Source organism: Nocardia sp. NPDC059240 (assembly GCF_042753865.1).
In the GTDB taxonomy this organism is placed as follows: domain Bacteria; phylum Actinomycetota; class Actinomycetes; order Mycobacteriales; family Mycobacteriaceae; genus Nocardia.
On sequence record NZ_JBHZAC010000004.1, the window covers coordinates 646,417 to 671,950 of the forward strand.

Genomic DNA, 25,534 nt, shown 5'->3' on the forward strand with positions numbered 1-25,534 from the left:
GTGATGGCTGACACGGTAGGAGATCTGGTGCTCGCCGTGGACGTCGGCGGCGGCACCACGAAGGGCGAGATCACCGATGTCGATGGTGTGGTGCTCGCGGCCGCCACCATCGAGACCCCGTACGGTGAGCCCGCTTTCGAAGCGATCGACGGTCTCGGGACGCGGCTGCTGAACGAATTGCCGCCTGCCGTCAGCGATCAGGTCACCCGGGCGGCGGTCATCCTGCCCGGACTGGTCGATCCCGAGCAGGCCGTCGCCGTGTTCAGCAGCAATCTCGGCTGGCGAAATGTGAAGGTGGGCAGTCGGTTCGCCGACAGCTGGGGCATGCCGGTGCTGATCGATCACGATGTGACCGTCGCGGGCTGGGCGGAGTCACGCTTCGGCGCGGGCCGCGGGGTCGACGATGTGTGCGTGCTGATCCTGGGCACGGGGATCAGTGGAACCCTGTCGGTGGGCGGACGGCTGGTGCGGGGACCGGCCGGGCAGTCGGGTGTCGCGCAGACCGGCGAATTCGGCCACATCCCGGTCCGCTATCGCGATGGGCTGCCGTGCCCGTGCGGCAATGTCGGCTGTGTGGAAACGGTCGCGTCGGGTCCCGCAATCGCGCGCGCCTACGCCGGACGCACCGGACGCGAAATCACCGGCGCCGACGTCGTTTTCGCCGCCCTCGACACCGACCCCGAGGCGCGGGCCGTGGTGGCCGATGCCGTCGACGCCTTGGCCGCGGGCCTGCTCGGCGTACTTCATGCGAGCTGCCCCGAACTGATCGTCCTCGGTGGCGGTCTGGCCGGGGCGGGCACCGTGCTGACCGATGCCCTGCACACGCGTTTGACGGAACTGCTACGGGTGATTCCCGTCCCCCGGGTCACGCTGGGCCAGTTCGGCATTCGCGCCGGACTGATCGGTGCGGCCGAGCTGGCCCGCTCGGGGTCGCTGCTGTGAACGGCCGGCGCGGGCTGGAGCTACGCGGCCGGGTGGTGACCCGGGCGGGCATCCTCGAGGATGCCGTGGTCACGGTGCAGGGCGAGCGGGTCGCCGCGGTGCGTCCGGCCACCGATTGGGCTACCACGCACCGGGAATTGCCGCCCGAGTACGCCGGGACGGTGGTGCCCGGACTGGTGGACATCCACACGCACGGCGGCTTCGGACACCGCTTCGACACCGAGGACGCGGCGCAGGCGCGTGCCGCCGCCGCCTTCCATCATCGCCAGGGTTCCACGACCGTGCTGGCCAGCATCGTGACCGCCGCACCCGAGGTCATGATCGCCCAGGTAACCACGCTCCGCGCGCTGGCCGCCGACGGCGCGATCGCCGGAATCCACATCGAAGGCCCGTTCCTGGCGCGAACCCGGTGCGGGGCACACGATCTCGACTACCTGATCGATCCGGACACCGCCCTGGTCGACCGCCTGCTGCAGGCCGCCGGCGGACGACTACGCGTCATGACGCTGGCCCCGGAGCGACCCGGTTTCGACACCGCCGCCAAACAATTGGCCGACGCCGGCGTGGTGGTCGCCATCGGCCACAGTGATTCGAGCTTCTCCCGCTTCCGGGAGGCACTGAGCCCCGAAGGCTGCGCCACCCTGGTCACCCATCTGGCCAATGGCATGCCCGCCCTGCACCATCGCGCGCCCGGACCGGTGGCGGCGGCGCTGGTCGCGGCGGCGCAACATCAGGCGTACGTGGAACTCATCGGGGACGGCGTGCACGTCGATTCCGGTTTCGGCGCACTGGTTTTCGCGACCGCGCCCGAGCGCGTCGCGCTGGTCACCGATGCCATGCAGGCCGCCGGAATGCCGGACGGGCAATATCAGCTGGGCCCGCAGGCGGTCACCGTGACCGACGGGGTGGCCCGGGTGGCGGGCGGCTCGCTGGCGGGCGGCACCTCCACCCTGCTGCAGGGCCTGCGCTGGGCAGTCCGCGAATGCCGGGTGCCGTTGGCGGACGCGGTCGCCGCCGTCACCGCGACCCCCGCCGCCGCGTCCGGACTGGACGAGGTCGGTGATCTACGGCCCGGCATGTACGCCGACGCCGTCGTGCTGGACGAGGAGTTGAACCTGCTGCGAGTACTGCGGCGCGGACGGTGGCTGGCGTGATCCTCACCGTCACCATGAATCCCGCCTACGACCTCACCTACCGCCTGGAAAGGCTCGAACGCGGCCGCGCCCAGCGCGTGCTGTCGGTCGAACAGCGACTCGGCGGCAAGGGCATCAACGTCATGCGCGTTCTGACTCAGCTCGGCAGCGGTGCGCGCGCAACCGGATTCGCCGACCACACCTTCGCCGCCGCGGCCGCCGCCGAGTTCCCGGCCGATTTCGTGCCCGCCCTGCCGTGGGTCCGGCGAACCCTGGTGATCAGCGAATCCAGCGACGGCACCGCGACGGGGCTGTGGGAGCCCGGCGCGTACGTCCACGAACCGCACGCCGTCGACCGGCTGGCCGACCGCATCGCCTTCCTGCTGCCCGAACTGCGCGGCGTCGTGGTGTCGGGATCGCTGCCCGGCGGCATCGATGACGGTGTTCCGGCCGAGCTGGCCCGCTCGGCCGTCGCCGCCGGAGTCCCCACGGTCTGCGATGTGGACGGACCGGCCCTGAAACTGGCGGCCGCCGTACCCGGCGTTGTCCTCATGCCCAACCAGGACGAACTCGAACGGCTCACCGGCGTGGTCGCCGAACGCCCCGAAGCCGTGGTCCGCGCGGCCCGTCCACTGCTCGACGCCGGTGTCCGCGCCGTCATCGCGACCCGCGGCACGGCGGGCATGATCGCCGTCACCGCCTCCGGAGCCTGGTCGGCCCGCCTCCCGAAATCCTTGGCGGGCAATCCGACCGGTGCGGGTGATGCCGCCGCAGCGGCGGTGATCCGAGCGCTCGCCGCGGCCCGGGAGCCGGATTGGCCCTCCGTCCTGATCGACGCCGTCGCGACCTCCGCGGCGGCCGTGGTGATCCCGGTCGCCGGGCAGATCGACCTGACGTTGCGCGACCGTCTCACCCCGACCGTCCAGGTCACCGATCTCCTTTCATCCCCCGAACGGGGGACGCGACATCCCGCGCAGGCGTGATGACGAGCACACCTCACTGCCCTACGCTCCTCACGAATCGCCAATTCGGCTAGAGGAGACCCCTTGTTCGGCAGACGCGGATTTATCACGGGAGCAGCTGCTTCCGTCACCGCAGCGGTAGCCACGACCGCGACGGGACCGGCCGCCAGAGCGCGAGCGGACGTCAGTCCCGACCAGCCGAATATCCTCGTGGTCATCGTCGACGAGATGCGCGCCCCGGTCTGGTTCCCGGATCAGCAGACTCTCGACCAGCTGCTCCCGAACCTGGCCCGAATCCGGCGCGGCAGCGTGTCGTTCGACCAGCACTACACCGCGGCCAACGACTGCACCGCTTCCCGGGGCGCGCTGGTGACCGGCCTCTACAGCCACCAGACCGGCTGCATGGTCGTCTCGGAATCCACACTCTCCCCGAGGTTCCCGACCTGGGGCTCGATGCTGCGCGACCACGGATACGAGACGACCTGGTGGGGCAAATGGCATCTGGGCCACTATCCCGACCGGACTCCGGGCGCGCTCGACGCCTACGGTTTCGGGGGCGGCACCTACCCCTCCCCCAACGGCGCTCCCGGCCAAGGCCTGCAAGCGGATCCGAAGATCGTCGATGATTTCGTGGACTGGTTCGACCACGACTCCGGCGGCTCCCCCTGGTGCACCACGGTCTCCCTGGTGAACCCGCACGACATCCAGTACTGGCCGCGCTGGACCCGCCGCGATCAGGCCAACTTCGACATCCCGAAGTGGATGGACCAGCTACCCGGCAATTTCGAATCGCTGCAACAGCTTTCCGCCAAGCCGCGGCTGCAGACGGCCCTGGTGCAGGTGTCGACCGTGGCATTCGGGCTGGTTCCCAATGGGACCCCGGAGGCCACCCAGGCCTGGATCGACATGCGCAACCTGTACCTATGGTTGCAGCAGCAGGTCGACACCCAGATCGGCCGCGTCCTCGACACCCTGTACTCGCGCCCCGACGTCGCGGCCAACACGGTCATCGTGTTCACCTCCGACCACGGTGATTACGCCGGTTCCCACGGCCTGCACGGCAAGGGCGGTGGCGCCTACGACGAGGCCGTGCGAGTGCCGCTCTACGTCCACGACCCGCGCGGATACCTGAGCCCCACCGATTCCACCAGCACCCGAAGCCAACTCACCTCCAGCGTCGACCTCGCGCCGCTGCTGCTGAGCATCGCCACCGGAAATTCGGACTGGCGGGGCCAGGACCGCTATCAGCATCTGCAGGGTCGCCTGGACCTGACCGCGCTGTGCCGCAACGCATCCGCCGCGGGCCGCCCGTGGATCGCGCACACCACCGATGAGTCGACGATCGAGGAGGCCGCGATCCTGTTCGATCACAATGCCCCCGGTCACGTGACCATGGTGCGGACCACGGACGCGAAGTTCGCGTCCTACTCGAAGTGGGTCGACGGCCGGATCCAGATCGATGCCTCCGCCGAGCAGGAGTTCGAACTCTACGACTACTCCACCGACAACGGCCGCCTCGAACTCGACAATCAGGCGGCGACCGGAAATCCCCTGCGCGCCACCATGGAACCGCTGCTGGCCCAGGTGATCGACACCGAGATCCAGCAGCCGCTACCGGCCTACCTCAAGGATGCCCAGGAGCAAGGCATCGACGACTACCTGCAATCGCAGCGCAGCATCGCGGCCAAGGCCGAGCGCCTGGGCAACTTCCTGGATGACTTCGTCACCCCGCACTGACGAACTCGCGCAGCGTGATCGGCGGGCAAGCCGTGTACCGCTCGATCGCTTCGGTGACCCGGAACAGTTCGTGCCCGGACCCGATGGCGGCGAACATGGTCCACAGGTGGGTCAGGTGTTCCACGGCGACCTCGTCGCGGTAGACCGTCATGGCCCATTCGGACCATTCGCCGGGATCGACGTTTCGGTATGCGACACCGAACAATTCGGCGGCTTCCCCGACGGTCATGATCTCGCCCGCGAGCCACAGCACCGGATCGACCGGGCCGTCGGTGCGCAGCACGCCCGCCCCGACACCGGCGACATCCGCGCCCGCGATGAGCGGGAGGACCGTGTCGGGCGAGCCCAGCGGCAGGGCGAGTTCACCCCGGTCGCCGACGGCGACCTTCAGGTTCTCGTAGAACACCGCCGCCCGCAGGTGGACCGCGCCGACCCCGGCATTGTCGAGGACCTGTTCGGCCACCCAGTGCCGCCGCATATGCGGGGTGCCCGCCTGCGGATCGGAGCCGAGTTGCGAGGTCGCGACCACCCGCTGCAATCCGCTCGACTTGCCGACGGCAGCGAAAACCGCTGCGGCATCCATCATTCCGGCCGTGACCGGATAGGTGAAGTAGGCCCGCCGCACACCCTGCAAGGCCGGGGTCACCGAGCTGATCTCACGCAGGTCACCGGCCACCACCTCGGCACCGAGATCCTTCAACTCGGCGGCGCGACCATCGTCGCTGTGCACGAAGGCGCGCACCGGCAGTCCTTCACGCAGCAGTGATTCGGCGACCAGTCGTCCGGTGCCGCCTTGGCTTCCACCGGCCGCGCCGGTGACGAGAATCGGTTCCGTCGTTGTTGTCATATCGACTGTACTCCTCACGCTTGTTCCGGCAGCCGCAGGTCGAAGACCCCACGCTCGGCGAGACCGGTCAGAAAGTCCACGGCGTCGAAAGCCTCGGCGGGACTGGCGACACCGCTCTTGGCGGTGCCTTCCGCCAGCCGCACGGCCGCCTCGACCGAGGCCAGTGCTGCCACCGACCACAGATCCCGGCCACTCACCGTCCCGGCCGTGGAACCGGACCCCGCCAATACCTGTGCGGCGATCATGAATTGGCTGGCGGCCCGCGCGGCCGGGTCGACCTCCTCGCTCGCGAACGCCTGCTCCTCCGCGAAAGTGTGCGAGGTCAATTGCGCCTCCACCGCTTTGGCGCGAGTGTGCCGCGGCACCGTCACCGCCTCGGGGAAAGGCACCGGCGCGATCATCGGCCGCGGACCCACCGGCGGCGGGAAGGCGAAGATGGCCTGCCGCGGTTCCACGAACCCGTACCGCGGCTGCCCGTCCTCGTACCCGATCCGATCGGTGTCGGCGAACAGCAGCCGCGCCGTCTCCACCGCACCGTGGGTCATCATCCAGTTGGTGACGTGATAGGCGACGGTGATCCGGTCGATATCGGCGACACCGCGCGCGACCGCACCCGCCAGCAGATCACCCAGTCCCCCATAGAAACTCACGCTGGGCAACATGGTGATCCCGGCCCGCTGGGCGGGCTCCTGAAACTCGTCGAACAGCCGCTTCACGTGGTGTACCTCCACCGCATGATCGACGTAATGGCTGCCGCCTTCGACGGCGGCGGTGGCGACGGGCAATCCAGTGACGGCGAACGGTCCCGCACAATGGATGATCACGTCGGCGGCCTCGGCCAGCGTCCGCAACGCACCCGGATCATCCAGAGCGGCAGGCAGCACCCGCGAATACCCCAGCGCGGCAAGCGCGTCCGGATCCCGTCCGGACACCACCACCTCCTGCCCGCGGGCGGTCAGATCGGCGGCAACCAGGCGACCGGTGTGACCGGTGGCCCCGTAAATGGCGAAAACGGCCATGAGAGATCAACTTCTTCGACTCGACGGACAATTCGAACGTCTGTTCACAGAAGATAGACTCGCCGACCGACCGAAAGTCATCGCTGAATGATCTTCAGCCGCCGATTATTTCCGCAGCCGCACCGGCAATCGCTTCAGCGCGTGGATGATCGCGTTGTGATGCCAGCGCAGCTCGGACTCGTCGACGGCCAGCTCGATGTCCGGAAAGCGTTGCAGCAAGGTGCTGAACGCGATGGCGCCCTCCAGACGGGCCAGCGGCGCGCCGACGCAATAGTGGATGCCGTGGCCGAAGCCCAGGTGCGCGGTGCGTTCGGCCGTCGGGTCGAAGCCGTGTGCGTCGCTGAAACGCCGTGGGTCGCGATTGCCTGCGGCGAGACCTACCAGCACCATCTCACCCGCGGGAATCACCGTGTCACCCACCGTGATCGGTTCCGCGGTGAAGCGCAGGGTAGCCATATTGACCGGGCCGTCGAAACGCAGTAGCTCCTCCACGGCGTCGGGGATCAAGGCCGGATCCATGACCAGACGATCCAGCCGGGACCGGTCCTGCAAGAGCGCGAGCGTGCCGTTGCCGATCAGGTTCACGGTGGTCTCGTGACCCGCGATCAGCAGCAGCAACGCCATGCCGACGAGTTCGCCCTCGTCCAGCTCGGCGTCATCGCCGACCAGCGCCGACAGCATGTCCTCACCGGGGTCGAGCCGCTTGCGCTGCAACATCTTCCGTAGGAAGGCCACCATCTCCTGGAGTGCCCGGGCCTGATCCACGCCCGGCTCCAGCGTGCCGACCAGCGCCTTGGTCCACTCCCGGAAGGTGGCGTGGTCCTGGATGTCGACATCGAGCAGGTGGCAGATCACCGCCACCGGCAGCGGAGAGGCGAACGCCTGCAACAGATCCACCTCGTCGTGGTCCGCCATGCCGTCCAGCAGGCCGAGCGCGGTCTGCTCGATGACCGGTCGCAGGGCCGCGATCCGGCGCGGGGTGAAGGCCCGCGACACCGCCTTGCGCAGCCGGGTGTGGGTGGGCGGATCGGCATTGAGCATGTGCCGCAGGCCATCGTGGGTGGGCGGGCCCTGCCAGCGCCCCGGATACTTGCGGGCGATGACCGCTTCCAGGCCGTCGATGTCCTTGCACAGCCGTGGATCCGCGAGCGCCGCGCGGCCCTCCTCGTAGCCGAGAATCAGCCAGCGCGGCACCCCGTCCCCGAAGTGCACCCGGACCACCGGGCCGTCCTCGCGCCAAAGCCGGTAGTACGCATGCGGATTGGCGAAGAAGTGGTCGCCGAGCAGCTCGGTCACCCTTCCGACGGTACGGGAATTCAGCGCTTCGCGGCGGCCCGATCCCGCATCCGGTTGAGGGTCAGCCGCCAGAACGTGGTGGCCATATCGACCGGAATACGCGGTGAGGCGGACAGTTTGACCGCCCGCATCCGGGTCTTGCGCAGCAGCGCGGGCGACGCCTTGTCCGGGTGGCCGGTGTCGTAGGGCGGGTGCGGGTCGTATTCGATGTACAGCTGGGTCATCTCGGCGGCCTCCCGCCCGGCGATCTCGCCAACGAGCCACAGCCCCAGGTCGATACCGGCGGAAACCCCTGCGGCCGTCACGATCTTGCCGCTCTGCACGATGCGGTCGTGCGGGCGCGATTCGGCCCCGAAGGCGGCGAGCCCGGACTGCGCCGCCCAGTGCGACGTAGCCGGATGCCCGCGCAGGATGTCGGCGGCGGCCAGGATCAGGGAGCCGCTGCACACCGAGGTGGTCCACTGGGTTTTCGGATGCACCGCGCGCAGCCACTCGATGAGTTCACCATTGGCCATGGCCCCGGTGGTCGCCGCCTCCGAACCTCCGACCAGCACCAGGTCCGGCGCGGGAGTCTCGGCGAAGGTGTGGGTCGCGCCCAGGGCCAGCACGCCGCTGTCGGCGACGATCGGGCCCACCTCGTTGGAGACGAACCGGATCTCGCCGTCGGGGATGCCGCGCAGCACCTCGTAGGGGCCGACCACGTCGAGCGCGGTCAGTCCGGGATAGAGCACGATGGCTATCTGGAATGTCATGGGCTGCTCTGCCTTTCAGAACTTCGTGAACCGGGACCGATACTCGCCCGGCGGTATTCCCAAGTGACGGTGAAAGATTCGATAGAGGGTCTCGGGACTGCCCAGGCCGACCGCGGCGGCCACCCGATCCATCGGGTGATCGGTGGTCTCCAGCAGCCGCCGCGCGGCCGCGACCCGCACCTGTTCGACATAGCGGGCGGGCGTACTGCCGGTCTCGCCGGTGAAGACGCGGGAGAAGTGCCGGGTGCTCATCCCCACGTGCGCGGCCAGCGCGGGCATCGACAGGTCGGATTCCAAGTTCTCCTCCATCCAGACCTGTAGCGCCCGAAGCGAATCCCGTTTCGGCGGATTGGCCGCCAGCGGGGCGCTGAACTGGCTCTGGCCGCCGGGCCGGTGCAGGTAGACGACCATCCAGCGCGCCACCTCCCGCGCCAGATCCGGGCCGTGGTCGGCGGCCACGATGGCCAGCGCGAGATCGATGCCCGCGGTCACCCCGGCAGAGGTCCACATCGGCCCGTCGCGCACGTAGATGCGATCGGGTTCGGTGGTGATCGCGGGAAACTGCTGGGCCAGCAGCTCGCCGCCCGCCCAGTGCGTGGTGGCGCGGCGGCCGTCGAGCAGTCCGGCGCGGGCGAGCAGGAAGGTGCCCGAGCAGACCGAGCCCACCCGGGTCGAGCACACCGCCATGCGCTGGATGCCGGCGATCAGCTCCGGCAGTTGCGCCGCGACCCACACGGTCGCGCCGCCGACCACCAGCAGGGTGTCCACCGGACCGTCCCAGGTGTCGAGGCCATGGGTGGCCGTCACCTCGATGCCGCAGGACGAACGCACCGGACCGGCCTGCGCCGCGGCCAGCTCGACCCGGTAGCCCGGGGTCGCGCCCAGCAGGGCGGCACCGCTGAAGACGTCGGCCGGTCCGGCCAGGTCCGTCAACTGGAAACCGTCGAAGACGACGATCAGCACCACCCGCATGTCATCCAGCCTGCGGCCCGCCGACCATGGCGTCAATGACACGACTCTTGCAAATTCGGCCATGGCGAGGTGGCCGAGCGGTAGCGGTAAGCGTGCGCTTGATATGAATGCGGTGTGGCCCGACATCTCTTTCAATGCCCCCTGCGCTGGTCCGATATGGACACCGACGGGCACGTAGACGGCGCAGCGCACCTGCGTTACCTGGAGGAAGCCCGGATCGACCTGTTCTGGTCGCGGGGCTTCGGCGGGTCCAACGTGGTCGCGCAGATGGACATCGACTACCTGACTCCGCTGCGCTACCGCCGCGAGCCGGTGCGCGTCGAGACCTGGGTGACCCGGGTCGGTACCTCGTCGTTCGTGCTGCAGCACGAGATCCGCGATACCGACGTGGTGTACTCGTCGGCCGTGTGCACGATGGTCGCCTTCGATCAGGAGACCCAGAAGTCGCGGCCGCTGCCGGAAGACCAGCGCGTGCTGCTGAAGGATTTGGGAGTCTGATGCATACCTACGACATTCAGTTGCGCCGCACCGACATCGACGCCCAGAACCATGTGAACAATGTGGTCTTCGCACAGTTCCTGGACGACGCGCGCACGAATCTGCTGGAAGGCCATGCATCTTCGGGCACGCCCTGGCGGGTGGTGGTCGCGGGCCAGCGACTGAGCTATCGCATGCCGTTGATCTTCCGGACCACGCCGGTCGCGGTGACCTCGGTGGTGGAACGCGTCGGCACCACGTCGTTCACGCTGACCCACGAGATCCGCGACGGCGAATACCTGTACCTGTCCGCGACTTCCACCCTGGTCGCCATCGCCGACAGCACCGAATCCGACACCGGCGCGGCGCCACGCCCGCTGACCGATAGCGAACGCGAATATCTGATGACCTTGGCGGCCCCGCGCGGTTAGACTTGTTTGTATCGCCTGGTCAGCGTTACAAGGGGTGCATCATGGCCAAGATGACCATTGTCGAGTTGCTCGACGTGTTCAAAGATATGACGCTGCTGGAGCTTTCGGAGTTCCTCAAGGCGTTCGAGGAAGAGTTCGGCGTCACCGCCGCGGCCCCGGTGGCCGTGCAAGCGGTGACGGACGCCGCACCGCCCGAAGCGGTCGACGAGCAGAGCGAATTCGACCTGGTGCTGGAATCCTTCGGCGAGAAGAAGATTCAGGTCATCAAGGCCATGCGGGAGATCATCCCCGGCCTCGGCCTGAAGGAAGCCAAGGACCTCGTCGAATCGGCCCCCAAGGCCGTCCTCGAAAAGGTCGACAAGGATTCCGCCGAATCCGCCCGCATCAAACTCGAAGCCGCCGGAGCCCGAGCCGCCCTCCGCTGAGGCCACCTGGCGCGCCGCACCATTCCGCACGCCAGGCTATTCGCGCCGCGCTGAGCAGCGACGCCGCGCCGGATCCTTGCGCGGCGTTCGGTCTTGCGCGGTGCTGGGTCTCTAACGTGCACTGACCTCCTCGGCACAGCGCAGAGATCATTTGCGCGCGCGTCACCGCAACTGTCGGGCGCGCTGTTCTCCCGGAAGTTGCGAGGCGAAGATGGTCTGGTGGATGGGGGTCGGCACTCCGGCCGCGCGGCCGAAGCGCACCACCGCGCCGTTCTGGTACTCCAGCTCCGAGGGATGCCCGGCGGCCAGGTCGCGCTGCATGGATGATGTTGTGTCGGAGCTGAATCCGCGATACACCGCCAGCATCTGCTCGACGTCGGCGTCGCCGAGCGCGATGCCGCGCGCCCGTGCCACGGCCGCCACCTCCTGCATGGCCGCACGCACCAACTCCGCCGTCGCCGGTTCGGAGCGGGTCACCCCGACCGGCTGCCGGGCCAGCGCGCCCACGCCGCCGTAGGAGGCGATGAGCATCAGCTTGCGCCACAACGTCGCCTGAATGTCGACGGACCGCGTCACCCCGATGCCGGCGGCCGTGAGCACGGCGGCCACGTCCTCGACCGGATCCCACGCGCCGACGCCTACCGGTCGGCTGGAATCCGCTGCCAATGCACCGATTTCGACGGTGGCGTGCGCACCGAGGCAGCGCACCTGCCAGGGCCCGAGACGTTGGGCGATCACTACGCAGGTGCAGCCGAGGATGTGTTCCTCGCCCAGCACCTCGGCGAGGTCGGCGGCGGCCTCGACGCCGTTCTGCACCGGGAGGACGGCGGTGCGCGGGCCGATCAGGGGCTGCAACGTCTTCGCCGCCTCCGCCACCTGCCATGCCTTCACGGTGACCACGATCAGGTCCGCCGGTTCGGCATCGGCCGGGACCTCGGTGACCGCGCGGATGCCGGGGACCGAAATCTCCACCGCCCCATGGCCGAGCACCAACGGCTCGGCGGCCGCCGCGACCGTGCTCGCACGGCCGACCACCGTGACCTGATGCCCGACGCGAGCCAGCATGGCCGCGAAGTACAGCCCCATCCCGCCTGCACCGAATACAGTGACGTTCATCGAATGACCCCTCGCCCAGCGATTTACCACCGATACGATTCCGTAGATCGGAATTATCTATCCGTACAACGGAATTCGAGATTGATCATAGGACGAATCCTCGCCATCGGTCCACCGCTGGAGAGGTCAGGAGTCCTTGGTGCGGCGTTCGGCGGCGGTGGCGAGGTAGGTGCCCAGTTCGGCTTGAAGGACCTTGTCCAGGGCTTGGTCGAGGCCGTCTCGGACGGCGCGGGTGCCGAGTTCGCGCATGTGGTTGAGCATTTCGGTGGTTTCGGCGATTTCGGCGTCGGAGTCGGGGAGCCAGCCGGGGCCGTGTTGTTCGACGATGTGGTCCTTGGCGGCGACCACCATGAGTTGGGCGATGTCCTCGAGGCGGCCGACCACCGAGGCGTAGAGGTCGATCAGGCCGGGGAGGCGGATGCCGTAGGCGCTCAGGCCCGCGAAGGTTTCGAGCAGGTCGGGGCGGGTGAGCTCGGCGGTGTCGCCGTGCAGGCGGAGCAGGCCCAGCTCTTCGAGCCGGGCCAGTTGCGCCCCGTCGACCTGATGTTCGGGAGTGTCGCCGAAGAAGGTGTCGACGAGTTCACGCGGAAGTTCCACCGGCTCATGGGATGTGCCCCAGGTGTCGGTGACCGCGCTCTGCAGGCCGAGGATCTCGGTGAGATCCTTGCCCGTCTCCCAGCTGGTGATGAAATCCGCGATGTGCGCGATGGTGAATCCGCGCTGCAGCAGCGCGTCGATGATGCGCAGCCGCGCCAGGTGCGCGTCGTCGTAGAGCAGGGCCCGCCCGCTACGCCGGGTCGGCGTCGGCAGCAGGCCCTTCTCCTGATACGCCCGCACATTGCGGGTGGTGGTGCCGGCGGCCTGCGCGAGATCGTCGATGCGGTAGTCCGCCATGGTCACGACCCTAGCGCAGCTGGAAATCCGTCAGGTCGACCGTGGCCAGCTGCCGCGCGTACTGGGTACCGAAACCGGGGTACATGGTGGCATTGAAGCCGTCCTCGGTCAGATACCAGCTGCGGCAACCGGAATTCCAGGTGGTCGCGTTCAATCGCCGCTGGATGCGCCGGTTGTAGCGGTCCTGTCGATCCTGTCGCGGTTCGAAGCCGCGCAGCCCCCGATCCAGCACGATCTTGATCGCGTCGGTGAGGTACTCGATCTGCGCCTCCATATAGACCAGCGCCGAGTTGTGGCCCGGCCCCGAGTTCGGCCCGAAGGTGAGGAACAGATTCGGATACCCGGCGACCGTGACGCTCTTGAACGCGTATGCGCCGCCGCGCCATTCCTCGGCCAGCGACCGCCCGTCACGACCCGTCACCGGGATCGGCGTGCCCGCCTTGGACACCTCGAACCCGGTGGCGAACACGATGCAGTCGAAGCGATGCTCGATGCCCTCCGCGGTGCGGATGCCCTGCGCCGACAGCTCCGCGATCGGCCAGGTGATGAGCTTGCAGTTGTCGCTCTGCAGCGCCGGGTAGTAGTCGCTGCTCATCAGCAGGCGCTTACAGCCCGCCCGGAAATCGGGGGTGAGCTGGCGACGCAGCCACGGATCCTTCACCTGGGTCCGCAGATGCATCAGCGCCACCGATTCGACGACCCGGGTCAGCGGCGTATTCCACACCACACCCAGCGCCACCGACTCGTGCCCCCAGAACCACGCCTCCCGCGCCAGCGACTGCGTCACCGGCAGCTGCCGGTAGAGCTGCTTGGTGAGCCCGGACGTCCGGCGGTCCATCCGGGGCAGCACCCAACCGGGCGTGCGCTGGAAGACCTTCACCGCCGCGGCCTGCTTCACCAACTCCGGAATAATCTGCACCGCACTGGCTCCGGTACCGACCACCGCCACCTTCTTGCCGATGAAGTCGTAGTCGTGATCCCAGCGGGCACTGTGGATCTTGCGACCCTCGTAGTTCTCGATCCCCGGGATGTCCGGGAATCCGGCGTTCGACAGCGGACCCGAAGCCAGGATCACGGTGCGCGCCTGCACCTTTCGACGGCCGCCACCGAAGGACAAGCTCCACAGACCCGCGTCCTCGTCGTACACCAGCCCGGTCACATTGTGGCCGAACCGAATATAGGGCGCGATGCCGAAATCCTCGACCATGGAATCGATGTACCCGAGTATTTCGCCACTGCCGGAATAGGTTCGGGACCAGTCCGGGTTGGGTGCGAAGCTATAGGAGTACAGCCGCGACGGAATATCGCAGGCTGCACCGGGATAGGTGTTGTCCCGCCAGGTGCCGCCCACCCGGTCGCCGCGTTCGAATATCGCGAAGTCGCCGATCCCCTTCTGCCGCAGTCGAATGGCCGCGCCGATGCCCGCGAATCCGGCTCCGATGATCGCCACGTCCAGTGGCTTGCTCACGGCGTTCACGCGACCGGCTCGTAGGTGAGTTCCTGCGACCAGGTCGGCTGCTTCGGCAGCAGCCGGTGGGGTATGGCCCCGGTCAGTTTGACCAGCGCGTCAGCGACCAGGTGATACGGGTGATCGCGGTTGATGACCCAGCCGGAGTGCATCTTCACGATCCGGTACATGGGCACCCGATTGGCGATCGGCGCGCGCTCACCGACCTGCTTGAACCGGGCCATGGCGGCGTAGAGCTTCTCCTCGTTCACGCCCATCTCGACAATGTTGTCGCGCATCTTGTTCAGCAGCGGCACATAGCTGAGCACCCCGATCATCAGCGACGGCTTGGCCCAGCCGCCCACCAGATCGATGGCGAGCTTGCGCGCACTGCCGTGCCCGAGCAGCTCCATGACCGCGTAATCGGTGGCCAGATGCCGGGATTCGTCATTGTTGATCTTCTTGAAGACCTCCTGCGCGACCGGGTCGGAGATCTCGTCGGTGATGAACTTGATCAGCGCGCCGTCCAGGGCCACCTCGAGCATGGGGATGACGGTGCCCAGGAACGACAGCGACATCCCGTCGGCGTACTTGTCCAGGAAGTCGATCACCAGCTTGACATTGATATTCGGCTCGGGGATCTCGTCGCCGTCGAGCATGCCCCAGCGGCGCATGAGCGCCAGTTCGGCATTGGCGTGCCGCTGCTCCTCGGCATGGAAGTAGCGGTAGATCTCGGCCAGCGTGGGGGTGGGGGCCTTCTTGGCCATGGCCGCGAAGCCGCGCGCGCCCACATTCTCGATCCACATGAGATCGGCCATGAACGGCTTGAGCTTGGCGTGCAGGGCCGGGTCGATGAGCTCGGCTCCCGGTGCTTCCCAGTCGATGTCGGCCAGCGCCCACTGCTTGGACTTGATCTTGGCCAGCATATTGTCGAAGTCGAAGGACATGTCAGACTCCTGTCTTCAGGGTGGTCGAGGGCGCCGGCTCTGCCTGCGGCAGCGCGCGATTCAGGACGCCGAGCGCCTGGGTGTAGAGGGCCGGGAAGTGCCGCTTGAGGTGCCAGACCACGCGGGCATCCAGCTGGGGCACGACATAGAGCACGCCCCGGTCGTGTGCGTCGAGGGTGGTGCGGGCGACCCGTTCGGCCGAGAACCCGGTCCAGCGCATGAGCCCGTCGGCCAGCCGCGACGAGCCGGAGGTGATCCGGCCATCGGCAACCACATTGGTCTTCACGAAGGTCGGGCACAGCGCGGTGACCGCCACCCCGCTGCCCGCCAGTTCGGCCGCCATGGTCTCCGACAGCGACACCACCGCCGCCTTGGACACGTTGTAGGCGGCCATGCCGGGCGCCGCCGCGAATCCTGCGGCCGAGGCGACATTGATGATGCCGCCCCGCTCGGCGGCGCGCAGGAGCGGCGCGAAAGTCTCGCAGCCGTACACCACACCCCAGAGGTTGATCCCGAGCGCCCATTCCCAGTCACCGAAACCAATGTCCCCCACCGGCTTTCCGCCGATGCCGACACCGGCGTTATTGATCACCAGGGTCGGCGCACCGCGAAATACCGACTCCGCGTACGCGGCCAGGCTCGCCACGTCCTCACGCCGCGACACGTCGCAGAAGAACGCGTGGGCGGTGCCACCGTGGCGCTCGATCAACCGCACCGTCTCATCGGCGCGGTCCTTGTCGATATCCGCGCACACCACTTCCCCACCGCGCGCGGCGAGTTCGAGCGCGAAGGCCCGCCCGATCCCACTGCCCGCGCCGGTGACCACGGCCCTGGCATGGTGCGAGCGGCGCTTGCCGCCCAGGGCGAACACCACCTCATCGATCGGCCACATCTCAGCTCACCTGCTTCCGCACGGTCGAATCCGACCGTGCCAGTGTCGAAGTCACGAAGTGCGCGGTCCGGCGCAGCGCCGCGGCCGCCTCGGGAACCAGCAGCGGCAGCGCCTGGAACACGTGAATCCGGCCGGGCCACAGTTCGAGCTCGCACGAAACCCCGGCCGCCGCGGCCATATCTCGCAGGTGCCGGGCGTCGTCGGCCAGCATCTCCCCCGCACTGGCCTGCACGAACAACGGCGGCAGCGCGGCACCGAGCGGGATCCGCAAGGCCAGCCGCGGCGAATCCGCCGGTTCGGCAGCGGTATACAGCTCGATGAGCCGCCGGCCGACCCACGCCGGGGCCATGGGATCAGGAAGCACCCGGTCACGGCGTTCGGCGAGGGTCAGGGTCGGATCCATGAGCGGTGAGAACATGAACGCCCCGGCAGGCTGCGCGACCCCCGCGATCGCGTTCTGCAGCAACAGATCCAGGGTGAGATGGCATCCGGCCGAATCGCCGCCGATCACCAGATCGTGTGCACGGTAACCGTGTTCGAGCAGCCACCGGTACCCGGCGGCCGCGTCCTGGGCCGCCGCGGGAAAGGGGTGCTCGGGCGCGAGCCGATAGTCCACGACGAACACCGGCAGCCCGGTCACCTTCGACAATCGCGACGCCAGTCCCCGATGGGTGCGCGCCGAGCACACCACGTAGCCGCTGCCGTGCAGGTAGTAGATGGCGCGATTCCCGTGCCGGACCCCGGCCGCCCGGACCCATTCGCCACGCACGCCGCCGGAGTCGACCGGCATGACCGAGGTTCCGGGCAGGGTCGGCCCGAAGGCGGCCATGATGCCCGCGATGAGCCCGCGCCCGGCCTCGATTCCGATTCGATTGTTCGGCAACAACCCATTGACCTGCCGCAACCCCACCACCGAGGCGGCGGCCGCGATGCGCGTGCGCGTCGCCGCCCGGGTGGGCACCGCCTCGGACGGGAAGGTCGCCATTGACCTTGTACTCATGAGCGAAGCATCGCCGCTCAATGTGCCAGTTGTCAATGGCACATTGGTAACAACCTAGGAACCGAGCGGCAGATCCCGCCGCACAATGCCCGGAACTGATACTTTTCGGCTATGACTGACTGGGTGTCGACGGGCGGCGAAACGGGCAGTGCGCGAACGAAACCACTGGCGTGGCTGACGGCCCCGGTGGAACCCGCCGGGGACAACGGATTCTTCGGGCCCGGCTCGGTGACCTGGAAGGTCTGGGGCTATCCGACCGGACTATCGGTGGGATTCCAGCGGGCGGTGGTCATCGAGGAGCTGGACCCGTTCCTGGTGGCCTCGGTGCAGCACACCGGAAAGGTGTACAGCCAGGCCAGAACTCGCTACGACCACACCCTCGCGTACTTCTCGACGGTGCTGTTCGGCGATACGGAGACCGCGACCAAGGCGTCCTCGGTGCTCATGAAGATCCACGCCAAGACCGGCGTCGGCATCGAACCGCTGTCCGGATTGCCCTATGACGCCAATGATCCCGACTCACAGCTGTGGATCCACCTCACCGCGTGGCATTCGATCCTCTACGTCTACGAGCAGTTCGGACCCGGCCCGCTCTCCGACGCCGAGGAGCACCAGTTCTGGAACGAGTGCGCGATCGCCGCACAGCTGCAGACCTGCGATCCCGAGCAGGTGCCGCGCACCCGCGAGGGGATTCGCGCCTACTTCGAGGACATCCGGCCGCGCCTGGCCGCCAGCGAGATCACCCAGCAGATGATGGATCACCTGCTCAACGCCCGGGTCATGTATCCGCCGCTGCTGGGCAAGCTCGGGCCGTTCGCGTGGGTGGCGAACAAATTCCTGCGTACGGCCACCATCGCGACCCTGCCGCACTGGCAGCGCGATCTGGCCGCGATCCGGCAGGGGCGGATGGCCGATCTGGCGGTACGGATGCTGGCCAAGCCGGTCTTCTGGGGACTGTCCAAGAGCGGCCGGTTGCAGTTGACGCTGCTGGCCTGGCTCTCGCCGTCGACCGCCCCGATCGCCGCGCCGTTCCTGCGCCGGGTTCCCGCGCGCGACCCGCGAACGCTGACGCCCGCCGAAGCCTTCACACAGTGGCGGGTGCCGCCCCCGGCCGAGCTGAACGCCCGGCTGCATCGCACCGCCGAATAGTGCTGCGTTCAATAACACTGTGCTCAATAACGAAAGGCCAACTGCCCCGAGCGATTCGGGGCAGTTGGCGGGAAATCGTGTTACCCGGACTCAGCGGGCGACGTGTCCACCCAGGGCGGCGGTGAAGATCGCGGGCCGGGCGAGCGAGGCGCGCAGGTTGGCGCGCTCCTGAGCGCTCAGCGTGGACCGGGAGCGCCGTGGCGCATCGCCGAGTACCGACAGAACGGTGAGTGGGTTACGGGAGAAGTTGATGAAAGCCATGACAGCCCTCCTTCAGGAGATAGGCCGGCTCATCCTGCTACGGAGATACGACTCCGAGGCGGTGGGCCGGGATAGATGAGAGTGCGTGAATCGGTCTCGGACACGGACTGTCGCCGTGATTCATTCGTCCCTCACCTCCTCGTGCTCGCCGTGATACCGATTGACCTGCCTCGTCTTCACGAGGCACAGAACGGCCATTATTACCTAGATTCGACCGACCAGTCAAATTTTGTTCATCTTCTGTTCACCTTCATGAGCTTATGGCGGTCACCCGCAAGCCCACCGCCTCGGCCAGCCGGCGATGCGATTCCAGCCGGGCTGAGCGGTCATATGTGCTGGTGTGGACCAGGAATTCGTCGGCCTCGGTGCGGCGCAGCAGGCGGTCGAGATCGGCGAGCACCTCGGTTTCGGTCCCGGCCAGGTGGCCACGCAGGGATTCCTCGAAGATCCGGCGTTGCCGCTCGGTCATGGGTTCGCGCTCGATGACCTCCGGCGGCAGCAGCGGCGGGAATTCACCGCGGGTGCGCGACCAGGCGGCCGACCATGCCTCGGGCAGCAGCAGGCGATGGGCCTGCTCGGTGGTGTCGGCGATCACCACCGAACCCGACACCACGACATACGGGGTGTCGCCGCCGGGGCCGGGCCGGAATGCGGACCGGTAGCCCTCGATCGCCTCGACCATGGCGTCCTCACCGGACGCGGCCGCGATGACCAGTGGCAGGCCGAAGCGGGCGGCCCGCTCTGCGCCCGAGCCGATGGCCAGCAGGAACGCAGGCACCCGCAGGCCCTCGGCGGGCCAGGCGTGCACGCCCTGGCGACCGCCCTCGAAATAGGCCAGCAGCTCGGCCAATTGCGCGTCGAAGTCCTCGGCGTCGCGCTTGTCGTGGCCGAGGGCACGACGCACTCCGTCGGTGAAGCCGACCGACCGGCCCAGTCCCATATCGATGCGGCCCGGATACAGCGATTCCAGCACTCCGAACTGTTCGGCGACCACCAGCGGCTGATGGTTGGGCAGCATCACCCCGCCGGTGCCGACCCGGATGCGCGAGGTGGCGGCCGCGACTGCGGCCGCCAGCACGGTCGGCGCGGATCCGGCGACGCCGGGCACGCTGTGGTGCTCGGATACCCAGAAGCGGTGGTAGCCCCAATCCTCGGCCAGGCGGCCGAATTCGACCGTCTCGCGCAGGGCCTCGGGGTGCGGCTGACCTTCGCGGACCCGGGAACGGTCCAGGATCGAGAAGCGGATCGCCTGCCATGCCGGAGTCATGCCCATTGCCAACGCCGGCGGCGGAGTTTGATTCCGGTCAGGCCGAGAGCAGGCCCAGGTCGGTCCGACCCGCACCGACCACCGGGGTGGGGTCGGCGTCCAGGACCCGGTGCAGCAGTTCGTGATAGATGTCGCGGAAGTCGACGGTGGCCTTCAGGTCGCCGTTGTCGAGGTCGGTGAGGCTGGGTTCGGCACCGTGGAAACCGGCGGACACCGGTGCGCCTGCGAGGAAGACCGGTCCGGCGGTGCCGTGGTCGGTGCCCTCGGAGGCATTGGCGACCACGCGGCGGCCGAATTCGCTGTAGGCCAGCAGGACCACATCGCGGCCGCGGGGGTGGGTGGACAGGTCCTTCAGGAAGGCGGTCACGGCCGTGTCGAGGCGGCCCAGCAGCTGCTCCTGGGTGTGGCGTTCGTCGGCGTGAGTGTCGAAGCCGCCGAGGCTCACCGAGTAGACCCGGGTCGGGACACCGGCCTTGATGCACTGCGAGACCAGGTCGAATTGGGCCGTCAGCGCATCGGTTTGCTTCCCGGCCCGCTGTGGGACCGGAAGGCTTTGCCGGACAGTCTGTTCGGCCTGATAGCCGGTGCAGACCCGCAGCCGCGCCGGGCTGTCGGCGGGGCCGGTGGCGGCGAGACCGGACAGCGCCGCCGCCGATTCCGCGGACAGCGGTGCCGAGGCCGGATCCAGTGCTGCCGCAGTGTGTTTCGCACCCAGTGCGAGCTGCGGCAGCACCGACCCGATATTGACGGCGCGGACCGGGTCGTCGCCGGTGGCGTCCAGCCAGCGGCCGATCCAGCCCGTCGGTACCGGCTCGTCGGGTGAGGCGGTCTGCCAGATGTCCATGGACCGGAAGTGGCTGTGGTCGGGTTTGGGGTAGCCGACGCCGCGCACGATGGCGAGCTGCCGGTCGTGCCAGAGCCCGGAAAGCCCTTTCAGTGCCGGGTTCAGGCCGAGCTGGTCATCGAGGCGCAGGACTTCCTCGGGACGGTAAGACAATTCAGGCCTGGCATCGTGATATGCGTTGTCCGCGTAGGGAATCACGGTATTGATGCCGTCATTGCCGCCGTACAGCGTGAGTACCACCAGGATTCCCGATCCGGCGGCCAGCGGTGTCGTACTCGCGCGCTGATGCAGTTCGTCCCAGGTGATCGCGGAGGCGCCGGCCACCCCGAGCGCACCCAGCACGCCGGTGCCGACCAGGAATTGCCTGCGACTGACTCGAGCCATGGTGTATCACCTTCAGCTGGTGAGGTATTCGGGAGTGTTGACGGCCAGGGCGGCCAGGCGCGGCGGCTGATCGACGACGGTGTTCAGCACCTTCGCGCTGCGGTCGGACCAGGATCCGACGCCGAGCAGATGGGCGGTGGCGTCCAGGCGATCGGCCTTGCTCGCCTGCGCGATCGGCGACAGATCGGCCTGCTTGACCAGATTCGTTGCGGCCGTGAGCCTTACCTGTGCCGCCGCGCTGGACATCCAGCCCTGGCCGCGCGGCCAGCCGCCGACACTGGGCGGATAGAAGGGCAGCTGGCCCAGCGTGCGCAGGGTGGTGGCGAGCGTGCGGACCTGGGCGTCGTCGGTGAGCGGAACCCGCAGCGCCCGCACCGCGCCGATCAGCCATTCGACCGGGCCGTGCACGACGGTGTCGCGGGCGGTGGTGAATTCGGGGTCGGTGAACACGGCGGTGAGCAGCCCGGACAGATCGCGGCCCGGACCGTAGGCGGTGACGAGCCGGGCTCGGACGGCGTCCGACGGCGGATCGTCGGAGGCGAGCAGCTGCCACAGGCTCCCGGCCACGAATCCGGCGGCTTCGGGCCGGGCCAGCACGGCATCGCAGAAGCCCGTGGCGTCGAGCGGACCCGTCACTCCCAGTACGGTTTTCGAGCCGCCGTCGTGCCGCCCGGCGGCGAAGGCGGCGACCCCGCCGGTCACCGTCCAGCCGGTCAGGGCGCGGGCCCCCTCGCGCACATCGGCTTCGGTGTATCCGTTGCCGTGGCCGAGCGCGAACAGTTCCATGAACTCGCGCGAGAGGTTCTCGTTGGGCGCTTTCGCGGTATTGGCGGTGCCGTCCAGCCAGCGCAGCATGGCCGGGTCGATGAGCATGGCGTAGGCCAGGGTCCGGAAGTCGCCGACCCCGTGCGCCCGCAGGGTCGCGTTCTGCGCGGCCATCGCCCCGGCATCGCGGACCTTGGTGGCGGAGGTCGCGAAGTGATTGTGCCAGACCAGGGTGAGCTTCTCCCGGACCGGCACCCGCACCGCCGCCATCCGCCGCAGCCACCAGTAGGTGAGCGTGTCCTGTTGGGCGGTGAGCTGCGCTTGGTATTGCTTGCGCACGTCGGTGTTCGCGCTCTTGCCCGGCCGGGTGATCGGGGTGAAGCGCGGCATCGGGGTGGTCAACGCGCCGGGATCGGACTCCGGGTCCGTGGTCAGCGCGGTGCGCAGGTAGGCCGCCACATCCGTGACGGCGTCGATCTCGGGCCCGGTCGCCCCGAAACCGGCTCGCCGCAGTACTCGCGCGGTACGCATCCAGTCCGGTGTCAGGCCCATGTTCCGAGTATCGACCGCCCGGAGGCCGGTTCCGGGCGGTGTCTCACGGAGTTTCAGTCAATCTTCAGACCCCGGCTCGCGCACAGCAGCCGCGCGGTTCCGGCCGCTGAGCCCACGTCCGCGGCGTCGCCCAGGTAGCGGGCCATCAGTTCGGCGAAGGTCCAGTGTTCGACCGCGTCGAAGCCGAAGGACCGCAGCAGCTCCGTGAACTCGTCGGGATCCAGGCAGCTGAGAATGGGTTCGTTCAGCTTCGAAATGCGTTCGATGCGCTGCCGCAGTGCCTCGCGTTCCGCGGGATCGGTGCCCGAGCTGAGGTAGTCGGCCACCACCCGCACCGGTTGCCCCTGCTCGGCGATGAATCGGAGCGTTTCCGCGATGGCCTCGGCGGTCAGGTACATCACCACGCCCAGCCAGACGAAGACGGCCGGTTCGTCGCGGCGGAACCCCGTGGCGGCCAAACCCGCTGCCAGCGTGCCGGTTTCGAAGTCGACCGGGACGAAGGTGAGCGATTCGGGGATCTCGATGCCCGAATCCGCGAGCATCTCGTGCTTCCACTGCTGGGTGTCGGGGTGGTCGACCTCGAAAACCCGCAGCCCGGCATGGGGATTGCGATAGCCGAAGGTGTCGAGTCCGGCTCCCAGGATGACGACCTGCCGGGTCCCGGACGCGGCGGCGTCGGCCACCACGTCCTCGGCGAGCCGGGCCCGCGCGGCCAGGAAATAGCGCCGTCCTTTGCGCAGGGGATCGTTGCCGCCCGGCTGATCGAGAGTCGCGGTATCGAGATCGCCGATCCGTTCCGGCGGCACCCCCAGGATTCGCGCCGCCAGCGGGTCGGTGAATACCCGCGGCTCCCCCGAAAGCTGGTGATAGGCACGCGCGTACGCCGTCGCCAGCGCGGTCCGGCTGGCCCTCCCGGTCTCCATGATCGCCATCGTAGCCAGCCGTGGTTGGATCAGCCTGTGCTGAAGGCTTTGTTGTTCGATGTGCAGGGAACAGCCACCGACTTCCATTCGACGATTCGAAGCGCGGCCGAATCGATCGCGGGAGAACTGGCACCGGGCCACGACTGGTCCGAGTTCGTGAACAGGTGGCGCGCCGCGTATTTCACCGAGACCTCGCAGCGCCCGGAGAGCGATACCTGGGTGAGCGTGGCCTCGATCTACCGCAAGACCCTGGACCCGTTGCTGGACGCCGACGGGGTCGATCTGGACACGGCCGGGCGCGACGAGCTCGCGCGGGCCTGGGCCCGACTGCAACCCTGGCCGGATACCGTCCCCGGCCTGACGCGATTGCGCACCCGGTTCACGCTGGCGACCTTGTCGAACGCGGATGTGAGTGCGGTGGTGGAGATTTCGCGGCGCGGCGACCTGCCCTGGCACGCGATCTTCGCGGCGGAGATGGTCGGGGTGTTCAAGCCGGATCCGCGGACCTACCACCTCGCGGCGCGCTACCTGGGTTTCGAGCCGTCGGAGATCATGATGGTGGCCAGCCACAAGTACGACATCCGGGCCGCCCGGGAGCTGGGGTTCGCGACGGCGTTCGTGGCCCGGCCCCTCGAGTACGGCGATCCAGCCCTCGGCGACGCCGAGTTCTCCGCCGAGTTCGATATCAATGCAGTGGATTTCCTGGATCTCGCCGACCAGCTCGGGTGCTGAGCGGCACCGAGACTCCTAGAGTGGCAGAAGGGCGTTTCGATACGGGAGGGCGGCCTTGTACACAACGCTGGTCAAGGGTCAGAACGGTGCCTTGAATGCCGCGGAGGTGGTGGTTTCCGTGCAGGTCGCGGCGACCGCCGAGCTGTCCGCGCTGTTGGTGACCGAGCAGGGGAAGGTGCGCTCGGACGCCGATTTCGTGTTCTACAACCAGCCTTCGGGGCCGGGGGTGCGGCTGCGCAACGGGGTGGCCGGGCAGCCCGCCGAGCTGGTGGTGTCGCTGGCGCAGGTCCCGGCGGACATTGCGCAGATCCGGGCGGTGATCACGCTCGACGGGACCGGGGCGACGTTCGGGCGGATCGCGCCACCGGTGGCCGCGGTGGCGGATCAGAGCGGGAATCGGCTCTACGAGTATCGGATCGAGGATCTGCAGCACGAATCCATCGTGATCGCCATGGAGCTGTATCGGCGGTACGGGGCCTGGAAGGTCCGCGCCGTCGGGCAGGGCTACGCCGGAGGGTTCGCGGCCCTGGTCACCGACCACGGGGTCAGCGTCGACGAACCGCCCCCGCCCCCGGCGCAGACACCGGCCGCGAGCACGCCACCGCCCTCGGCATATCCGCCGCCCGTCGAACCGACCTATGTGGCACCGAGCTCGCCGGCCACGTATCCCCCTCCGCGGCAGCCACATTCGACCTTTCCGCCCAACCAGCAGCCCGGGCCGGTCGCCGCTCCCCCGCACACCGGCAACGGCGAGCTGTCGCGCGCCAGGCCGGTGAATCTGTCCAAGGGCCAGCGCGTCACCCTCCGCAAGGAGGGCGGTGTCGCGCTCACCCGGATCCGGATGGGGCTGGGCTGGGATCCGGCCAAGCAGGGCGGATTGTTCGGGCGGCGCGCGGTGAACATCGACCTCGACGCCTGGGTGGCCTTGTTCTCCGACCGGCATCTGGTGGATGTGGCCTATTACGGGCAGTTGACGTCGAAGGACGGTTCGATCCGCCACTCCGGTGACAATCTGGTCGGCGGTAGCGGGGTGGGCGACGACGAGCAGATCGCGGTGGACCTGACCCGCGTTCCACGCCACGTCAATACGCTGCTGTTCATCGTCACCTCCTATCAGGGCCACACTTTCGAGCAGGTCAGCAATGCCTACTGCCGACTGGTCGACGACACCACGCAGGCCGAGCTGGCGCGCTACGCGCTGGCGGGCGGCATGCCGTTCACCGCGATCGCCATGGCGAAGGTGCTGCGGGCCGGCGGCGAATGGCGGCTGGAGGCCATCGGTGAAGGCTTCCAGGCCAAGCATCCGGGTGAGGCGGTTCCGCAGCTGGGCCGCTTCATCACCGTCGAATGAGAGCTGGGGCGTGCCCG

The 25,534-nt window shown here is 68.3% G+C and carries 26 protein-coding genes; 10 read left to right on the forward strand and 16 right to left on the reverse strand.

Annotated elements, in window-relative coordinates; genetic code table 11:
• Positions 1 to 3: 3 nt before the first annotated feature.
• From ACFXHA_RS17755 to ACFXHA_RS17770, 4 genes are all read left to right on the forward strand, one after another.
• Positions 4 to 942, forward strand: coding sequence for an ROK family protein (locus tag ACFXHA_RS17755; RefSeq protein ID WP_379357869.1), 939 nt, complete (start codon positions 4 to 6; stop codon positions 940 to 942).
• On the forward strand, positions 939 to 2,096 hold the full coding sequence (locus ACFXHA_RS17760) for an N-acetylglucosamine-6-phosphate deacetylase (RefSeq protein ID WP_379357871.1): 1,158 nt from the start codon (positions 939 to 941) through the stop codon (positions 2,094 to 2,096). Before ACFXHA_RS17755 ends, ACFXHA_RS17760 begins: the two co-directional genes overlap by 4 nt.
• The gene (locus ACFXHA_RS17765; RefSeq protein WP_379357873.1) at positions 2,093 to 3,058 is read left to right on the forward strand and encodes a hexose kinase; all 966 of its coding nucleotides are present in this window, start codon (positions 2,093 to 2,095) and stop codon (positions 3,056 to 3,058) included. The genes ACFXHA_RS17760 and ACFXHA_RS17765 overlap by 4 nt, the downstream gene beginning before the upstream one ends.
• Positions 3,059 to 3,121: 63 nt before the next feature.
• Positions 3,122 to 4,774, forward strand: a complete 1,653-nt coding sequence (locus ACFXHA_RS17770; protein WP_379357875.1) for a sulfatase-like hydrolase/transferase — start codon at positions 3,122 to 3,124, stop codon at positions 4,772 to 4,774.
• On the opposite strand, the gene ACFXHA_RS17775 is transcribed toward ACFXHA_RS17770, so the two are convergent.
• From ACFXHA_RS17775 to ACFXHA_RS17795, 5 genes are all read right to left on the reverse strand, one after another.
• Positions 4,761 to 5,621: an NAD(P)H-binding protein gene (locus ACFXHA_RS17775; protein ID WP_379357877.1), complete on the reverse strand. Its 861-nt coding sequence runs from the start codon at positions 5,619 to 5,621 to the stop codon at positions 4,761 to 4,763. The genes ACFXHA_RS17770 and ACFXHA_RS17775 overlap by 14 nt on opposite strands.
• Before the next feature lie 14 nt (positions 5,622 to 5,635).
• Positions 5,636 to 6,640 (reverse strand): saccharopine dehydrogenase NADP-binding domain-containing protein, encoded by a 1,005-nt coding sequence (locus tag ACFXHA_RS17780; protein WP_379357879.1) that lies wholly within the window; start codon positions 6,638 to 6,640, stop codon positions 5,636 to 5,638.
• Positions 6,641 to 6,745: 105 nt separating this feature from the next.
• The gene (locus tag ACFXHA_RS17785) at positions 6,746 to 7,936 is read right to left on the reverse strand and encodes a cytochrome P450 (RefSeq protein ID WP_379357881.1); all 1,191 of its coding nucleotides are present in this window, start codon (positions 7,934 to 7,936) and stop codon (positions 6,746 to 6,748) included.
• Positions 7,937 to 7,956: 20 nt separating this feature from the next.
• Positions 7,957 to 8,688, reverse strand: coding sequence for a DJ-1/PfpI family protein (locus ACFXHA_RS17790; protein ID WP_379357883.1), 732 nt, complete (start codon positions 8,686 to 8,688; stop codon positions 7,957 to 7,959).
• Positions 8,689 to 8,703: 15 nt separating this feature from the next.
• Positions 8,704 to 9,696, reverse strand: a complete 993-nt coding sequence (locus ACFXHA_RS17795) for a GlxA family transcriptional regulator (protein ID WP_379357885.1) — start codon at positions 9,694 to 9,696, stop codon at positions 8,704 to 8,706.
• A gap of 78 nt (positions 9,697 to 9,774) precedes the next feature.
• Here ACFXHA_RS17795 and ACFXHA_RS17800 point away from each other — a divergent pair, with 78 nt between their 5' ends.
• From ACFXHA_RS17800 to rplL, 3 genes are read left to right on the forward strand one after another with little or no spacing between them, the layout of a single operon-like run.
• Positions 9,775 to 10,158, forward strand: a complete 384-nt coding sequence (locus tag ACFXHA_RS17800; RefSeq protein WP_379357887.1) for an acyl-CoA thioesterase — start codon at positions 9,775 to 9,777, stop codon at positions 10,156 to 10,158.
• A complete protein-coding gene (locus ACFXHA_RS17805; RefSeq protein WP_379357888.1) occupies positions 10,158 to 10,568 on the forward strand; it encodes an acyl-CoA thioesterase in 411 nt (136 codons plus the stop codon). Before ACFXHA_RS17800 ends, ACFXHA_RS17805 begins: the two co-directional genes overlap by 1 nt.
• A gap of 41 nt (positions 10,569 to 10,609) precedes the next feature.
• Positions 10,610 to 10,993, forward strand: a complete 384-nt coding sequence (gene rplL, locus ACFXHA_RS17810; RefSeq protein WP_379357890.1) for a 50S ribosomal protein L7/L12 — start codon at positions 10,610 to 10,612, stop codon at positions 10,991 to 10,993.
• A 162-nt stretch (positions 10,994 to 11,155) separates the two neighbouring features.
• On the opposite strand, the gene ACFXHA_RS17815 is transcribed toward rplL, so the two are convergent.
• From ACFXHA_RS17815 to ACFXHA_RS17840, 6 genes are all read right to left on the reverse strand, one after another.
• Positions 11,156 to 12,109: a ketopantoate reductase family protein gene (locus ACFXHA_RS17815; protein ID WP_379357892.1), complete on the reverse strand. Its 954-nt coding sequence runs from the start codon at positions 12,107 to 12,109 to the stop codon at positions 11,156 to 11,158.
• A gap of 126 nt (positions 12,110 to 12,235) precedes the next feature.
• Positions 12,236 to 13,003 (reverse strand): MerR family transcriptional regulator, encoded by a 768-nt coding sequence (locus ACFXHA_RS17820; protein WP_379357894.1) that lies wholly within the window; start codon positions 13,001 to 13,003, stop codon positions 12,236 to 12,238.
• Between the two features lie 10 nt (positions 13,004 to 13,013).
• Positions 13,014 to 14,480, reverse strand: a complete 1,467-nt coding sequence (locus tag ACFXHA_RS17825) for a flavin-containing monooxygenase (RefSeq protein WP_379357896.1) — start codon at positions 14,478 to 14,480, stop codon at positions 13,014 to 13,016.
• Positions 14,477 to 15,397: a ferritin-like domain-containing protein gene (locus ACFXHA_RS17830; protein WP_379357898.1), complete on the reverse strand. Its 921-nt coding sequence runs from the start codon at positions 15,395 to 15,397 to the stop codon at positions 14,477 to 14,479. Before ACFXHA_RS17830 ends, ACFXHA_RS17825 begins: the two co-directional genes overlap by 4 nt.
• Position 15,398: 1 nt before the next feature.
• Positions 15,399 to 16,289 (reverse strand): SDR family NAD(P)-dependent oxidoreductase, encoded by an 891-nt coding sequence (locus tag ACFXHA_RS17835; RefSeq protein WP_379357900.1) that lies wholly within the window; start codon positions 16,287 to 16,289, stop codon positions 15,399 to 15,401.
• A gap of 1 nt (position 16,290) precedes the next feature.
• Positions 16,291 to 17,289: an alpha/beta hydrolase gene (locus ACFXHA_RS17840; protein ID WP_379357902.1), complete on the reverse strand. Its 999-nt coding sequence runs from the start codon at positions 17,287 to 17,289 to the stop codon at positions 16,291 to 16,293.
• Positions 17,290 to 17,400: 111 nt separating this feature from the next.
• On the opposite strand from ACFXHA_RS17840, the gene ACFXHA_RS17845 reads away from it, so the two are divergent.
• Positions 17,401 to 18,438, forward strand: a complete 1,038-nt coding sequence (locus tag ACFXHA_RS17845) for an oxygenase MpaB family protein (RefSeq protein WP_379357903.1) — start codon at positions 17,401 to 17,403, stop codon at positions 18,436 to 18,438.
• Positions 18,439 to 18,528: 90 nt separating this feature from the next.
• Here the strand turns inward: ACFXHA_RS17845 and ACFXHA_RS17850 are convergent, their stop codons facing one another.
• The 5 genes from ACFXHA_RS17850 to ACFXHA_RS17870 form a co-directional block, all read right to left on the reverse strand.
• A complete protein-coding gene (locus ACFXHA_RS17850; RefSeq protein WP_379357905.1) occupies positions 18,529 to 18,699 on the reverse strand; it encodes a hypothetical protein in 171 nt (56 codons plus the stop codon).
• A gap of 250 nt (positions 18,700 to 18,949) precedes the next feature.
• Positions 18,950 to 19,966, reverse strand: a complete 1,017-nt coding sequence (locus tag ACFXHA_RS17855; RefSeq protein WP_379357907.1) for an LLM class flavin-dependent oxidoreductase — start codon at positions 19,964 to 19,966, stop codon at positions 18,950 to 18,952.
• A 37-nt stretch (positions 19,967 to 20,003) separates the two neighbouring features.
• Positions 20,004 to 21,194 (reverse strand): DUF1501 domain-containing protein, encoded by a 1,191-nt coding sequence (locus ACFXHA_RS17860; RefSeq protein WP_379357909.1) that lies wholly within the window; start codon positions 21,192 to 21,194, stop codon positions 20,004 to 20,006.
• A 12-nt stretch (positions 21,195 to 21,206) separates the two neighbouring features.
• Complete coding sequence (locus ACFXHA_RS17865) at positions 21,207 to 22,511, reverse strand: DUF1800 family protein (RefSeq protein ID WP_379357911.1); 1,305 nt, start codon at positions 22,509 to 22,511, stop codon at positions 21,207 to 21,209.
• 53 nt (positions 22,512 to 22,564) lie between these two features.
• On the reverse strand, positions 22,565 to 23,434 hold the full coding sequence (locus tag ACFXHA_RS17870) for a class I SAM-dependent methyltransferase (protein ID WP_379357913.1): 870 nt from the start codon (positions 23,432 to 23,434) through the stop codon (positions 22,565 to 22,567).
• Between the two features lie 39 nt (positions 23,435 to 23,473).
• Here ACFXHA_RS17870 and ACFXHA_RS17875 point away from each other — a divergent pair, with 39 nt between their 5' ends.
• Together ACFXHA_RS17875 and ACFXHA_RS17880 are read left to right on the forward strand one after the other, a co-directional pair.
• A complete protein-coding gene (locus tag ACFXHA_RS17875; protein ID WP_379358322.1) occupies positions 23,474 to 24,166 on the forward strand; it encodes a haloacid dehalogenase type II in 693 nt (230 codons plus the stop codon).
• 55 nt (positions 24,167 to 24,221) lie between these two features.
• Positions 24,222 to 25,517 (forward strand): TerD family protein, encoded by a 1,296-nt coding sequence (locus ACFXHA_RS17880; protein WP_379357915.1) that lies wholly within the window; start codon positions 24,222 to 24,224, stop codon positions 25,515 to 25,517.
• Positions 25,518 to 25,534: the final 17 nt, after the last annotated feature.

What these genes read in the sequence shown, in the direction of transcription:
- rplL (WP_379357890.1), top strand. Translation starts at nt 10,610, where the DNA reads ATGGCCAAGATGACCATTGTCGAGTTGCTCGACGTGTTCAAAGATATG.
- ACFXHA_RS17815 (WP_379357892.1), bottom strand. Translation starts at nt 12,109, where the DNA reads ATGAACGTCACTGTATTCGGTGCAGGCGGGATGGGGCTGTACTTCGCG.
- ACFXHA_RS17845 (WP_379357903.1), top strand. Translation starts at nt 17,401, where the DNA reads ATGACTGACTGGGTGTCGACGGGCGGCGAAACGGGCAGTGCGCGAACG.
- ACFXHA_RS17840 (WP_379357902.1), bottom strand. Translation starts at nt 17,289, where the DNA reads ATGAGTACAAGGTCAATGGCGACCTTCCCGTCCGAGGCGGTGCCCACC.
- ACFXHA_RS17850 (WP_379357905.1), bottom strand. Translation starts at nt 18,699, where the DNA reads ATGGCTTTCATCAACTTCTCCCGTAACCCACTCACCGTTCTGTCGGTA.
- ACFXHA_RS17790 (WP_379357883.1), bottom strand. Translation starts at nt 8,688, where the DNA reads ATGACATTCCAGATAGCCATCGTGCTCTATCCCGGACTGACCGCGCTC.
- ACFXHA_RS17780 (WP_379357879.1), bottom strand. Translation starts at nt 6,640, where the DNA reads ATGGCCGTTTTCGCCATTTACGGGGCCACCGGTCACACCGGTCGCCTG.
- ACFXHA_RS17755 (WP_379357869.1), top strand. Translation starts at nt 4, where the DNA reads ATGGCTGACACGGTAGGAGATCTGGTGCTCGCCGTGGACGTCGGCGGC.
- ACFXHA_RS17860 (WP_379357909.1), bottom strand. Translation starts at nt 21,194, where the DNA reads ATGGCTCGAGTCAGTCGCAGGCAATTCCTGGTCGGCACCGGCGTGCTG.
- ACFXHA_RS17835 (WP_379357900.1), bottom strand. Translation starts at nt 16,289, where the DNA reads ATGTGGCCGATCGATGAGGTGGTGTTCGCCCTGGGCGGCAAGCGCCGC.
- ACFXHA_RS17870 (WP_379357913.1), bottom strand. Translation starts at nt 23,434, where the DNA reads ATGGAGACCGGGAGGGCCAGCCGGACCGCGCTGGCGACGGCGTACGCG.
- ACFXHA_RS17805 (WP_379357888.1), top strand. Translation starts at nt 10,158, where the DNA reads ATGCATACCTACGACATTCAGTTGCGCCGCACCGACATCGACGCCCAG.
- ACFXHA_RS17830 (WP_379357898.1), bottom strand. Translation starts at nt 15,397, where the DNA reads ATGTCCTTCGACTTCGACAATATGCTGGCCAAGATCAAGTCCAAGCAG.
- ACFXHA_RS17820 (WP_379357894.1), bottom strand. Translation starts at nt 13,003, where the DNA reads ATGGCGGACTACCGCATCGACGATCTCGCGCAGGCCGCCGGCACCACC.
- ACFXHA_RS17775 (WP_379357877.1), bottom strand. Translation starts at nt 5,621, where the DNA reads ATGACAACAACGACGGAACCGATTCTCGTCACCGGCGCGGCCGGTGGA.
- ACFXHA_RS17855 (WP_379357907.1), bottom strand. Translation starts at nt 19,966, where the DNA reads ATGACTCCGGCATGGCAGGCGATCCGCTTCTCGATCCTGGACCGTTCC.
- ACFXHA_RS17865 (WP_379357911.1), bottom strand. Translation starts at nt 22,511, where the DNA reads ATGGGCCTGACACCGGACTGGATGCGTACCGCGCGAGTACTGCGGCGA.